This window comes from Rhizorhabdus wittichii (genome assembly GCF_017607425.1).
Classification (GTDB): Bacteria; Pseudomonadota; Alphaproteobacteria; order Sphingomonadales; family Sphingomonadaceae; genus Rhizorhabdus; species Rhizorhabdus wittichii.
Genome location: NZ_CP059319.1, coordinates 697,490 through 710,670, shown reverse-complemented (window position 1 = coordinate 710,670; position 13,181 = coordinate 697,490). Strand labels below are relative to the sequence as shown.

Annotated in this window: 10 protein-coding genes; 2 read left to right on the top strand and 8 right to left on the bottom strand. The window is 68.8% G+C overall.

Annotation, left to right across the window (positions count from 1 at the left end; translation table 11 throughout):
* Nucleotides 1-5: 5 nt before the first annotated feature.
* The gene (locus tag HRJ34_RS03470; RefSeq protein ID WP_011951130.1) at nt 6-893 is read right to left on the bottom strand and encodes an SMP-30/gluconolactonase/LRE family protein; all 888 of its coding nucleotides are present in this window, start codon (nt 891-893) and stop codon (nt 6-8) included.
* A 127-nt stretch (nt 894-1,020) separates the two neighbouring features.
* The gene (locus HRJ34_RS03465) at nt 1,021-1,818 is read right to left on the bottom strand and encodes a GntR family transcriptional regulator (RefSeq protein ID WP_208633347.1); all 798 of its coding nucleotides are present in this window, start codon (nt 1,816-1,818) and stop codon (nt 1,021-1,023) included.
* 266 nt (nt 1,819-2,084) lie between these two features.
* Here HRJ34_RS03465 and HRJ34_RS03460 point away from each other — a divergent pair, with 266 nt between their 5' ends.
* Nucleotides 2,085-4,412, top strand: a complete 2,328-nt coding sequence (locus HRJ34_RS03460) for a TonB-dependent receptor (RefSeq protein WP_226949026.1) — start codon at nt 2,085-2,087, stop codon at nt 4,410-4,412.
* Between the two features lie 192 nt (nt 4,413-4,604).
* Here the strand turns inward: HRJ34_RS03460 and HRJ34_RS03455 are convergent, their stop codons facing one another.
* Nucleotides 4,605-5,078 (bottom strand): VOC family protein, encoded by a 474-nt coding sequence (locus HRJ34_RS03455; RefSeq protein WP_208633346.1) that lies wholly within the window; start codon nt 5,076-5,078, stop codon nt 4,605-4,607.
* Nucleotides 5,075-6,316 carry an amidohydrolase family protein gene (locus HRJ34_RS03450; protein WP_208633345.1) on the bottom strand — a complete coding sequence of 414 codons (1,242 nt, stop codon included), beginning with the start codon at nt 6,314-6,316 and terminating at the stop codon, nt 5,075-5,077. Before HRJ34_RS03450 ends, HRJ34_RS03455 begins: the two co-directional genes overlap by 4 nt.
* Nucleotides 6,317-6,493: 177 nt before the next feature.
* Between HRJ34_RS03450 and HRJ34_RS03445 the strand changes: the two genes are divergently transcribed.
* Nucleotides 6,494-8,098 carry an inorganic phosphate transporter gene (locus HRJ34_RS03445; RefSeq protein ID WP_016747589.1) on the top strand — a complete coding sequence of 535 codons (1,605 nt, stop codon included), beginning with the start codon at nt 6,494-6,496 and terminating at the stop codon, nt 8,096-8,098.
* 24 nt (nt 8,099-8,122) lie between these two features.
* Here HRJ34_RS03445 and ppk2 read toward each other — a convergent pair whose 3' ends face one another.
* From ppk2 to HRJ34_RS03425, 4 genes are all read right to left on the bottom strand, one after another.
* Nucleotides 8,123-9,046, bottom strand: coding sequence for a polyphosphate kinase 2 (gene ppk2 / locus HRJ34_RS03440; RefSeq protein WP_030092145.1), 924 nt, complete (start codon nt 9,044-9,046; stop codon nt 8,123-8,125).
* Between the two features lie 85 nt (nt 9,047-9,131).
* Complete coding sequence (locus HRJ34_RS03435; RefSeq protein ID WP_029991925.1) at nt 9,132-9,806, bottom strand: hypothetical protein; 675 nt, start codon at nt 9,804-9,806, stop codon at nt 9,132-9,134.
* The gene (locus HRJ34_RS03430; protein ID WP_208633344.1) at nt 9,806-11,113 is read right to left on the bottom strand and encodes an ABC transporter ATP-binding protein; all 1,308 of its coding nucleotides are present in this window, start codon (nt 11,111-11,113) and stop codon (nt 9,806-9,808) included. The genes HRJ34_RS03435 and HRJ34_RS03430 overlap by 1 nt, the downstream gene beginning before the upstream one ends.
* 42 nt (nt 11,114-11,155) lie before the next feature.
* On the bottom strand, nt 11,156-12,904 hold the full coding sequence (locus HRJ34_RS03425) for an ABC transporter permease (protein ID WP_208633343.1): 1,749 nt from the start codon (nt 12,902-12,904) through the stop codon (nt 11,156-11,158).
* Nucleotides 12,905-13,181 lie beyond the last annotated feature (277 nt).

Here is a 13,181-nt window from a genome sequence, read left to right as displayed (position 1 = left end):
CAAAACTAAAATGCGAACTGCGGCTCGGCGATCCCCCTGAAGCCGGTGTCGATCGCGAACAGCCCGCCCGCCTGATCGCCCAGCGGCTCGTCGCCGGGCATGTGGCGATGGCCCGCGCTGGTAAGGTAGAGGGTGGCGAGGTCCGGTCCGCCGAAGGCGATCTTGGTCGGCTGCAGCACCGGGACCGGGATCAGCCGGTCGAGCTTGCCGTCGGGCGTGTAGCGCGCGACCGCGCCCTTCATCAGCAGCGCGACCCAATAGCCGCCCTCGCTGTCGACCTCGGCCCCGTCGGGCTTGCCCTCGTCGGGGCCGAAGCGGACGAAGTCGCGCCGGTTGCCGGGCGTCCCGGTCGCCACGTCATAGTCATAGGCGAACACAGCGTTCTGCACGGTATCGGCCAGGTACATGGTCCGCCCGTCGGGGCTGAACGCCAGCCCGTTGGAACAGGTGATGCCGGTGACGATCGGCGCCAGGCCGGCGGCGTCGAGCCGATAGACCGCCGCCCGGCCGGCGATGCGGTTCTCGAAGAAGTCCAGGTCGACCGAGCCGACGACATAGCGCCCCTGGCGATCGCATCGCCCGTCATTGTAGCGCAGCGCCGCCTGGTCATAGGGCGGCGGCGCCGCGACCGGAGTCAGCGCGCCGCTCGCCCGGTCGAAGTCGAACAACCCGGTCCGCAGCGCGACGAGCAGCTTCCCGCCCCGGCCCCGGATCGCGAAGCTGCTGATATGGGCCGGCATCGTCCAGGCCTCGTTGCGCCCCGTCGCCGGATCGAAGGCGTTGAGCGTGAAGGCGAGCTGGTCGACCCAGAACAGCCGCTGCTCGGCCACCGACCAGACCGGGGTCTCGCCCGACTCCGCCCTGATATCGAGCACGCATTCGACCCGCGCCATGCCGCTTCTCCTCGCTCCCGCTGGGGCGAAATCGCCCGCCTGGGGCGCAGCATGCCCCGCCCCGTGCGCGCGGCAAGCCGCCGGGGGCGATCGGCGTCAAAGCATCATGCTGGTGATCGGCGGCGCTTCAGGTGGTGGCGAGCGAGCGGAGATGGAAGGCGCGGGTGCGCCCGATATGGGCGCGCATATGACGCTCGGCGGCGTCTGCGTCACGGGCGACGATCGCCCCGGCGATCGCGGCATGATCGCGCAGCACCGCGCGTCCGCTCCAGCCCTCGGCGCGCGACAGGCGGCCGTTGAGCACGCGCAGCTGCAGCTCGATCTGGCCGAGCTGGCGGGCGAGCCGGTCGTTGCCCGCCGCCTCGCGGATCGCGGCATGGAAGGCGGCGTCGAGCTCGACATGCCGGGCGAGGTCGCCCTCCTCCAGCACCGCCCTGTGATCGGCGAGGATCGCCTCGAGCCGCGCGACGCCCGCCGCGTCGATCCGCTCGGCGGCGCGCCGCGCGGTCATGATCTCCAGCCCTTCGCGGATGTCGAGCAGGTCGAGTATCTCCTCGCGCCCGCCCGCGATCACCGCCATGCCCGCGCTCGATCGCGGCACCACCAGCCCCTCGCGTTCGAGCAGCAACAGGCTCTCCCGCGCCGGGGTCCGGCTGACGCCCAGGCGGCGCGCCAGTTCGGGCACGCTCAGCCGTTCGCCGGGGGCGAGTTCGCCCGACAGGATCGCCTGGCGAATCAGCCCGGCGACGCGCCCGGTCAGCGCCTCGGGACGCGCGAGCACCGACAGCGCCTTGCCCGCCCTGTCCTCCCGCCCGATGTCCGCAGATCCATCCTCGCTCGCCATCGCGCCGTCATGCCGCGAGCGGGCGGCGGTTGCAACGGACCGCCGCGAATCGAGCCGGGCGATCCGAATGACGGCGAACATCCGCCACCGCGACCACTATGTAGCGAGTACTATATAATTTTTGATTTAAGGAAGGTTCCTTATTCAAATATGACAGCTCAGCTTTTCAAATAAAGCAAGCGGAACCTTCGAAGCAGGCACATATTCGCTGGCGAGGGATCGCATACGCGATTGCTGGGCGACTTTGCCCGACCATTGTCGGCGCGCTCCGGTCGACCTGTTAAGCTGCGCCTCATCCTGTGAAGCACGCATCTGCTTTAGGACATCCAAGAACAGGGGAGGAAAAAGTGAAACAATCACTACACGTCGCCAGTATTGCGACCATCGCGTTCCTGACCATGATCCCGGTCGACGCCCAGGCGCAGGAAGCCGCCAGGGCGGCGCCCGCCGACGAGGCGCCGGCCGCCGGCGGCATCGACGACATCGTCGTCACCGCCCGCCGCCGCGCGGAGCGCCTCCAGGACGTGCCGCTGGCGGTGAGCGCAGTGTCGACCGCCGCGCTCGAACGCGCCAACATCCAGAACGTCGCGCAGCTCAGCCGGCTGGTGCCCAGCCTCACCTCGGTGCCCGGCCAGGGCGGCAGCCGCTCGCTGCCCAACTTCTCGATCCGCGGCCTGTCGCAGCAGGAGCTGACGATCCTCGCCGACCAGTCGGTGTCGACCTATATCGGCGACATCGTCGCGGCGCGCACCCAGGGCATCAACAGCGCGCTGTTCGACATCGCCTCGGTCGAAGTGCTGCGCGGTCCGCAGGGCACGCTGTTCGGCCGCAACACCACCGGCGGCGCGATCATCATCCGCCCCGCCCGGCCGACCGACGAGTTCGAAGGACGGGTCGGCGTGACCGTCGGCAATCTCGACACCTTCAACGTCGAGGGCATGGTCAACGTGCCGCTCAGCCCCAACATCGCGATCCGCGTCGCCGGCCAGCGGCAGCGCGACGACGGCTTCGTCTATGACGAGATCCTCCAGCGCAACGTCAACGACACGAAGCAGGAGGGCGCGCGCGCCTCGATCCTGATGCACAACGACGATCTGGAATCGCTGACCGTCTACAATTATTTCCACGAGAATGACGGCGGCACGGCGAGCTTCCTCCAGAATGTCCGCGCCACCGGCTCGCTCAACGGCGCCGCGGTGCGCGCGTCGCGCGGCTATCGCCCGCTCGAGGACCTGCTGGCCGAGCAGCGGGCGCGCGGCATCTACCGCATCGCCAACGGCTCGCCGATCTTCACCAAGGTCGAGACCCACGACATCGCCAACACCACCAGCTTCGACCTGTCCGAGACGATCAAGCTGAAGAACATCGTCGGCTATCGCCATGTGAAGGATCACATCTTCGACGACATGGACGGCAGCTCGAACGCGCTGCACCCGCAGGAGCGCATCGATCGCGCCAAGCAGTTTTCGGAGGAGTTCCAGATCCTCGGCGACACCGCCAATCTGAACTGGATCGCCGGTCTCTATTATTTCCGCGAGAGCGGCCGCAACCAGGGCATCTCGGCGGTCGGCGCGGTCGACCCGGGCCTGGTCGAGCCGGACAATGTCGCCGCCTTCCCCGGCACGGCGTACAGCAACACCGACACCGCCGCGCGCAACACCAGCTATGCGGCCTTCGCGCAGGGCACCTATCGGTTCGGCGGCGGGCTCAGCCTCACCGCCGGCATCCGCTACAACCGCGACGAGCGCCAGGCGACGATCCGCAACCGCACCGCGACCGCCTGCCGCTTCACCCGCGATCTCGACAATAATCCGGCGACGCCCGAAACCGCGGTGCCGCTGGCGCAGTGCGAGCTCGGCGTGAAGGACAGCTTCTCCGAGGTGACCTACAATGTCAGCCTCGAATATAAGATCGCGCCGGACAAGCTGGTCTACATCGCCCATCGCCACGGCTACCGCACGGGCGGCTTCGGCGCCCGCGCCTCGACCGAGGCCGGCCTGCGCCGCACCTTCCGGCCGGAGACGGTCGACGACGTCGAGGTCGGCGTGAAGGCCGACTGGCGGATGGGCGACGCCTTCCTGCGCACCAACCTCGCCGGCTATTACGCCAAGTACAAGGACATCCAGCGGCTACTGACCGATCCGGTGGCGGTGCCGCCGACCACGGTGACCACCAATGCCGGCCGGGCGCGGATCTACGGCATCGAGGCGGACATCCTGTTCCGCCCGGTGAAGATGATCGAGCTGACCGCGAACTACGCCTATACCAACGCGAAGTTCACCAAGTTCATCTATCCGGACGGCACCGATCACTCGAACGATCCGTTCGCCCGCGCGCCGCGCAACGTCTACACGCTGGGCGCCCGCCTGCTCGCGCCGCTCGACGAGGGCCAGGGCGACGCCTCGGTCGGCGTCAGCTACTACCACACCGGCGACTATAGCGGGAACGACACCTATGTCCCCGGCTATACCGACGTGAAGGGCTACAGCCTGCTCAACTTCGACGCGAGCTGGAACCGGGTGATGGGATCGGGCTTCGACGTGGCGCTGTTCGTCAACAACGTCACCAAGAAGAAGTACGACTTCCTGCTGATCAACCTCGACAGCCTGGGCTATACCAGCCACACGCCCGGCATGCCGCGCACCTATGGCGCGACGCTGCGCTACCATTTCTGAAGATTGCCGCATGCTGCGGTGATGCCCCGGTCGCCTCCCCCTCCCCCGCTGCCGTCCAGGCGGTAGCGGCGGGGATGGAGGCGACGGTCCCTCGAAGCATGGGACGCCTGGGAGGCTTGACGGATGCCGTCAGGCCTCTCCTTTTGTCCGACGACCCGAGGCACCCCGACGATCGCGGCCGAGCGGCCCGCGTCAGAAGCGGGGAACGGCCTCGAACAGGCTCTGGCCGGCGGGGCCGGGCCGCATATATTCGACGAAATGACCGATCTCGGCGCGGCGATCGAGATAGACGTAGCGCATCAGCCCGCCGAAATCGCCGCGCACCGGCATCGCCACGCCGGAGGCCGCCGCATCGGCCAGCACCGCGTCCCATTCGGCATCGCTGCCGACGAGGCAGCCGATATGATGGAGCCGCAGGCCACCGTCGGGCGGCAGCATGTCGCGATAGACCTCGTCCGTCCCGCCGGCCGGGGCGATCAGCTCGATCTGGACCGGGCCGGCGAACGCCAGCGCGAAATGACATAGCGCGGCCCCCCGCCCCGTCTCGATCGCGACGGCGCGGTTGACCTGCATCTTCGCCACGCCGAAGCGCCGCGCCGCCAGCGCGACGGCGGCGTCGATGTCGGCGGCGACATAGGCGGTCTGGAAGATGTTGAACGGGATCACGCAGCCCGCTCCGGGACGGCCGGCGCCTTGTGCAGGCCGCCGCCCCTGACGATCGCGAGCAACGCGTCGGATCGGGCGAGCAGTGTCGGATCGACGAGCGGATCGCCGTCGACCAGCAGCAGGTCGGCCGGCGCGCCCGGCGCGATCCCGCCCGCCCCCATGCCCATCAGTTCGCCGCCATTGCGGGTCGCGGCGACCAGCGCCTCGCGCGGCGAATAGCCGAGATAGGTGACGAAATGCGCGACGTCGCGCGCGTTGCCGCCGTTGGGCTGCCAGGCGAGGCCATAGTCGCCGCCGATCACCGCGCGCACCCCGCGCCGCCGGAGCGCGCGGTGCACCTCGACATTCGCCTCCATCGCCGCCTCGACGCCCATCCGGTCGAGCGTAGCGCGGTCGAACGGGCTGTCGTGGAGCAGGCTGTGATAATAGCCGATCGTCGGCGCCACGAAGACGCGGTCCTTCGCCGCCTCGAGCATGTCGAGCGCCTCCTCGTCGGCGAAATCGGCATGGTTGATCAGGGTCGCGCCGGCGCGCAGCGCGCGCTTGATCGACTCCGCCGAGCGGGCATGCGCGCTGATCGGCAGGCCGAGCGCGGCGCAGGTCTCGCCGATCGCCCGCATCTCGTCCTCGGCCAGGGTCGTGGTGCGGCCCGACGGGCGCGGGAAGAAATCGTCGCCCGAGACGTTGACCTTCACCAGGTCGACGCCCTCGCGATAGCCGGTCCGCACCGCGCGGCGGCAGGCGTCCGCTCCGTCGACCACCATCGCCGCCACGTCGCGCGCCTGGTGGAACTGGGCGGTGTCGTTCAGTCCGCCGGTGGCGGTCAGCGTCGGCGTCGACGCCATCAGGCGCGGGCCGGGGATGCGTCCCGCCTCGATCTCGTTGCGGATCACGACCTCGGCGCGCAGCTTGGGCGATCCCGCCCCCACCACCCCGGTGAAGCCGGCATCGAGCAGGATGCGGGCATTGTGCATCGTGATCAGCACCGTCTCCTCGGGCGGCGTGTCCTCGATCTGATAGGCGTAGGTGACGACGGGAAAGCTCAGATGGGCGTGCGCGTCGACCATGCCGGGGATCAGGGTCGCGCCGCGCGCGTCGACCCGCCGCGCGCTCTCGCAGCGCCCCGCCGGGACGGCGCCGACCATGGCGACCATCCCGTCCTCGATCAGCACGTCGGCGGCCACGGCCTCCTCGGCCAGACCGTCCCAGACCTTCCCGCCCGCGAAAAGCAGCTTCACCGACCCTCTCCCACGCCTTTGGGCCGACGCTATCATGTTCCGGCGCGACGGGGCCGGTTTCGGCCTTGGGCGCGCATATCATCGCCTATCTGAAGACCGGCGCGCCCACCCGCGTAACAGCGGTGTCATGTTCAATGCCTAGCTGGACGGGAAGGCAACGATCCAAGGCGGACCCCCATGAGCGCGACGATCGCAGCATCCGACCAGCATTCCCGGCCCAATCTCGACGGGGGACTCGGTCTCGCCGGCCAGCTGGGCTTCGGCGCCACGATCGTCGCGGCGATCGCCTATGTCGCCTACAGCATCTATATGGACGCCAACGCCGCCGGCGTCTCGGCGCTGGCGATCCTGCCGTTCATCCTGCTGTTCGTCGCGTTGATGATCGCGCTCGGCTTCGAGTTCGTGAACGGCTTCCACGACACCGCCAACGCGGTGGCGACCGTGATCTACACCAACGCCATGCCCGCGCATGTCGCGGTGGTCTGGTCGGGCTTCTTCAATTTCCTCGGCGTGCTGCTGTCGACCGGCGTGGTCGCATTCGGCATCGTCTCGCTGCTGCCGGTGGAGCTGATCCTGCAGGTCGGCTCGAACGCGGGCTTCGCGATGGTGTTCGCGCTGCTGATCGCCGCGATCATCTGGAACCTCGCGACCTGGTGGATCGGCATCCCTTCCTCCAGTTCGCACACGCTGATCGGTTCGATCATCGGCGTCGGCGTCGCCAATGCGATGATGCACGGCAAGAGCGGCACCGCCGGGGTCGACTGGTCGAAGGCGACCGAGATCGGCCAGGCGCTGCTCTTCTCGCCGCTGATCGGCTTCGGCGTTGCCGCGCTGCTGTTCGTGGCGATGAAGCTGCTCGTCCGCAACCAGGCGCTCTACCAGGAGCCGAAGGACGGCCTGCCCCCGCCCTGGTGGATTCGCGGCCTGCTGATCTTCACCTGCACCGGCGTCAGCTTCGCCCATGGCTCGAACGACGGGCAGAAGGGCATGGGCCTGATCATGCTGATCCTGATCGGCACCGTGCCCACCGCCTATGCGCTGAACCGCGCGGTGCCGGCCCATTACACCGCCGAATTCCACGCCAACGCCGACGCCGCCCGCGTCGCGCTGCACGAAGGTCCGGATGCCGGGATCGCCGCGGCGGACGCCCGCAAGCTCGTCACCGCCTATATCGCCGACCGGCAGTTCACCCCCGCCGTCACCCCGGCGATGGCCGCGCTCGTCAAGGACATCGATCGCCAGGTCGCCGAATATGGCTCGCTCGCCCAGGTGCCGGCGGCGGCGGTCGAGAACGTCCGCAACGACATGTACCTCGCCTCCGAGGGGATCAAGCGGCTGGGCAAGGAAAAGGCGATCCAGTTCAGCGAGGGCGAGAAGAAGGCGCTCGACACCTACAAGGCCTCGCTCGACGCCGGCACGCGCTTCATCCCCACCTGGGTCAAGGTCGCGGTCGCCTTCGCGCTCGGCCTCGGCACGATGGTCGGCTGGAAGCGGATCGTCGTCACGGTCGGCGAGAAGATCGGCAAGTCGCACCTCACCTACGCGCAGGGCGCGTCGGCGGAACTGGTGGCGATGGGGACGATCTTCGCGGCCGACCATCTCGGCCTGCCGGTATCGACCACCCATGTCCTCTCCTCGGGCGTCGCGGGAACGATGGCGGCCAACCGCTCGGGTCTCCAGATGAGCACGATCCGCAACCTCGCCATGGCCTGGGTGCTGACCCTGCCGGTGTCGATCCTGCTGTCGGGCACGCTCTACATGCTCTTCTCGTCGCTGTTCTGATCCGCCGCGACGGGGCCGTTCCGGTCAGTAGATTTCGGGAACGTACATCTCGCGCGGGACCGGGTGGCGGATATAGTCGTCGTGCCGCACCCGCGCCGGCAGGACCACCGACGGGCGCGGCGCCTCGTCATAGGGAATCCGCCCGAGCAGATGGGCGATGCAGTTGAGGCGGGCGCGTTTCTTGTCGACCGCCTCGACGATCCACCAGGGCGCCTCCTCGATATGGGTCCGCTCCAGCATCGCCTCCTTGGCGCGGGTATAATCCTCCCAGCGCCGCCGCGACTCGACGTCCATCGGGGATAGCTTCCACTGCTTGAGCGGATCGTGGATCCGCATGTTGAAGCGGAACTGCTGCTCGTCGTCGGTGATCGAGAACCAATATTTGAGCAGGATGATGCCCGAACGGACCAGCATCCGCTCGAACGCGGGGACGGAGCGGAAGAATTCCTCGACCTCCTCCTCGGTGCAGAAGCCCATCACCCGCTCGACGCCCGCGCGGTTGTACCAGCTCCGGTCGAACAGCACGATCTCCCCGGCGGCGGGCAGGTGCGCGGTGTAGCGCTGGAAATACCATTGGGTCCGCTCGCGCTCATTGGGCGCGGGCAGCGCGACGACGCGGCAGACGCGCGGATTGAGCCGCTGGGTGATGCGCTTGATCACCCCGCCCTTCCCCGCGGAATCGCGCCCTTCGAAGATCACCAGCACCTTGAGCCCGCGGTGCTGGACCCAGTCCTGCAACCGCACCAGCTCATGCTGCAGGCGGAACAGCTCGCGGAAATAGAGGCGCCGGTCGAGCTGCTCCTGCTCCGGATGCTCGGCCAGTTCGCCGAGCATCGCCTCCAGGCGGCTCTCGTCGATCTCCATCTCCAGCTCCTCGTCGAAGCTGTCGGCGATCTCCTGCTTGATACGCTCCATCTCGAAGGAGGGCGGGGCATCGGGCGAAGTCATGGTCCGGCTCATTCCTCGGTCGTCATTGCCCCGGCCTGTCTGTCAGCCCGCTGTGACAGACGCATGACCGGTCGGCCCCGCGCCCTCACCGGCGCACCGTCACCCCGATCGTGATCGCCGTCGGCGTCGCCCCGTCCAGATAGCGGCCCGCCAGGACATCCAGGTCGATCCGCCCCGCGTCCACCGTCCAGCGCACGCCCGCCTGTCCACCGGGCTTGCCCTGGTCGCGGGTGAACAGCTCGGTCATCAGGCTGACGGTCGGCCGCAGCGCGAATTCCACCTGTCCGCCGACGAACAGGTCGTGGCCGTGATCGGCGCGGGACCATTGCCAGCCGCCGTCGAGGTTGAATCGCAGCCGCGCCCCCACCGGGATCGTGACCGGGACGATCATCGAAGCCGTCTCGATCCGGCCGTGGCCGATATCGTAGCCGACGCTGGTCGCGACCCCGACGCCGAGGCCATGATCCTCGGATCGGAGCATCAGTTTCGGCGCGATGCCGATCACCGTATCGGCGGCGGCCCGCGTCCAGCCGTGCGAGACGAACCCGCCGATCTCCAGATCGGGCCATGCCTCGCGGGTGCAGGCCGGCGCGACATTGATCAACCCCGCGCCATGGCTCGACCGCGTGACCCAGCTTTCGACATGGCAGGCGCCGGGCGCCTCGACCGCCGCATCGTCGACGACATGGCCGCCGCCGGCCGCGAAGGCGGGGCCCGCCGCCGCCAGCAGCAGCCACGCCCCCCAGGATGCCGCCCGCATCAGCTCGGATCTTCCAGGCTGAAGCGATCGGTGTCCTCGTCATAGGCGAAGATCTCGGCATAGCGCGCCCAATGCGTCACCGCGCTCAGCGTCCCGGCGGCATAGTCGGGCGACATATGGTCCTCCAGCTCGTCGCGGAAGCGGCGGGCGGGCGCGACATGGCCGGGCCGCTCGTCGAGGATGCGGCGGATATGGCCGGCAAGCGGGACATGCGCGAGCAGCGCCTGGGCGAACAGGCCCTTGCGCGTGTCGACGTCGGCCTGGGCATAACGCCGCGCCGCCGGGGTCAGCCGCAGGTCCGCGCCCTTGAGCTCGGCGAACCGCATCAGTTGCAGCGTCTCCGCCATCGGGAAGAGCTGATCGACCTCCAACTGGAGCTGGTCGGCGAGGTCGGCCAGGCTGGCCTCGCCGTCGAAGGGCGCGCCATCCACCTCCTCGATCAGGCCCGCCAGCGCGTTGGTCGAGACGACCGGCAACGCCATGGCGATGCCGGTGCCGGGGAACAGCCCGTCATGGGCCGGCGCGGCGGCCGGACGCGCCGTCATCAGCGCGTATATCTCATCGACCAGCGCCCGGAACGCGGGATCGAGCCGGTCGCGCGGCTGCGGCAGGTCGACCCTGATCTCCGCCGCGACCCGGCCGGGATTGGACGAGAAGACCAGGATGCGGTCGCACATCAGCACCGCCTCCTCGATATTATGGGTGACGATCAGGATCGATCGGATCGGCATCCGCCCCTCCGACCAGAGATCGAGCAGGTCGGTGCGCAGCGTCTCGGCGGTGAGCACGTCGAGCGCGGAGAAGGGCTCGTCCATCAGCAGCAGCGACGGATCGACCACCAGCGCGCGGGCCAGGCCGACTCGCTGGCGCATCCCGCCCGACAATTCCTTGGGATAGGCGTTCTCGAAGCCGTCGAGGCCGATCAGGTCGATCGCCGCAAGCGCGCGGGTGCGGCGCTCGGCGGCGGGCACCCTGCGCGCCTCCAGCCCCAGCTCGACATTCTGGAGCACGGTCAGCCAGGGGAACAGCGCGAAGGTCTGGAAGACCATGCTGACGCTCGGCGGCGAGCCGTCCTCGCCGGGCACGAAGCGCACCTCGCCTTCGCTGGGCGCGATCAGGCCGGCGATCGAGCGCAACAGGGTGGACTTGCCCGAGCCGGAACGGCCGAGCAGGCCGACGATCTCGTTCTCGTCGAGGGTGAGGTCGACATTGTCGAGCACCAGGGCGCGGCCATGCCCCCGGCCATAATGGTGGCGGACATTGACGACCCGGACGAGCGGACGACGGTCGAGGATGGTGGCAGCCATATCGAGGCTCCTTGTTGAAACGGAATCTGGGTCGAAAAGGCATCAGGCGAGGCGCAGGCGACGCTCGGCGAAGCTGTAGAGCGGTCGCCAGAGCAGCCGGTTGAAGGCGATGACGAAGAGCGACATCATCGCGATGCCCAGGGCGACGCGGGGATAGTCGCCGATCGCGGTCGCATCGGCGATGAAGGCGCCCAGCCCCGACGCGTGGAGATGATCGTCTCCCCACGACACCGCCTCGGCGACGATCGAGGCGTTCCACGAGCCTCCGCTCGCGGTCAGCGCGCCGGTGACGTAATAGGGGAAGATGCCGGGCAAGGCGACCTGCCGCCACCATTGCCAGCCCCTGACGCCGAACATGCCGGCCGCTTCGCGCAGGTCGGTCGGAATGGCGCTGGCGCCGGCGATGACGTTGAACAATATGTACCACTGCGTCCCCATGACCATCAACGGCGACAGCCAGATGTCGGGATCGAGTTTCCAGCGGACGATCGCGATCACCGCGAACGGAAAGAGGACGTTGGCCGGGAAGGCCGCGAGGAACTGCGCCACCGGCTGGAGCCGTTCGGCCCATTGCGGCCGGAGCCCGATCCATACCCCCACCGGGACCCAGATCAGGCTGGCGACGGCGATCAGCGCCAGCACGCGCAGCATCGTCAGGCAGGCCAGGCCGAAGACGGCGGCGGCCTCCGCCCAGTCCAATGTCCGGCCGACATAGCCGATGATCGTCCAGGCGGCGAACAGCACGGCGATCGCGATCGCGGCGGTCCAGACCCTGTCGCCGATCACGCCGCGCCGTGCCTCGGCGCGTCCGGCCGGCCGCGTGGCGCGGACCGGATCGAGCATCAGCAGCGCCCGGCCGAGCCCGGTGAGCGGCATCAGCAGCAGCGGCAGCAGCCGGGTGAGGCGGAACAGCTCATAGGCCCAGGAGCGCGGGCGTTCCGTGCTCGCGACCTGCTCGAAGCGGAAGCGATCGGCCCAGGCGACCACCGGCCGGAAGACGAGCTGGTCGTAGAGCAGGATCACGACCGCCATCGCGCCGACCGCCCAGGCGACGCCGGTGAAGTCGCTCCGGTCGATGGCGAGCGCGAGCCAGGAGCCGATGCCCGGCAGCGTGACCGAGGTGTTGCCCACCGTGATCGCCTCCGACGCGACCACGAAGAACCAGCCGCCCGACATCGACATCATCGCGTTCCAGACCAGCGCCGGAGTCGCGAAGGGCAGTTCCAGCCGCAGGAAGCGGCGCAGCGGCGACAGGCCGAAGCCGCGCGACACCTCCTCCAGGTCGGACGGCACCGAGCGCAGCGACTGGTAGAAGCTGAACGCCATGTTCCACGCCTGGCTGGTGAAGATCGCGAAGATCGACGCCAGCTCGACGCCGAGCTGTCGCCCGGGGAACAGGCCCATGAAGAAGGTGACGGTGAAGGTCAGGAAGCCGAGGACCGGCACCGACTGGAGGATGTCGAGCGCGGGCACGATGATCTGCTCGGCCCGCCGGCTACGGGCCGCGAGCGTGCCGATCGCCAGGGTGAAGGCGAGCGACGCGAACAGCGCCGCGAACATGCGCAGCGTCGTGCGCAGCGCATAGCCCGGCAGGTTCCACGGATCGAGCGTCACCGGCGCGTTGCGCAGCCGCGCGAGCGGCTCGGCCATGCCCTCGGCGCCGCGGATGACGAGTATGGACAGTCCCGCGAGCAGCAGGACGGCGATGATGTCGGCCCGGTTCGGCGCCGTCACGCGCAACATGCGCGAGAAGGGACGCAGACCCCGGGCGATCGGGGTCGTTGAGTTCATGTCTCACCTCTTCGGATGCCGCTGGCGGCACCCGGGGCGAGACTGACGAAAAATCAGGCTCGGCCGGCGACCGTCAGCAGCAAGGGCAATCGACTACTGTCGCTTGGCATTGGTCGGTTGGCTTTCCTGATTGTCGGCGGAACTGCCGACGGGCGGCGCTCCTGCTCCCGCCGGGCGCCGTTGTCAAGCAAGGGAGGCAAGCAAGGGCCGGAATCGAAACGGGGAAGGACAGCGCCCTTCCCCGTCGGACGGCCGAAGCGGCCGATATGGCGCAGCC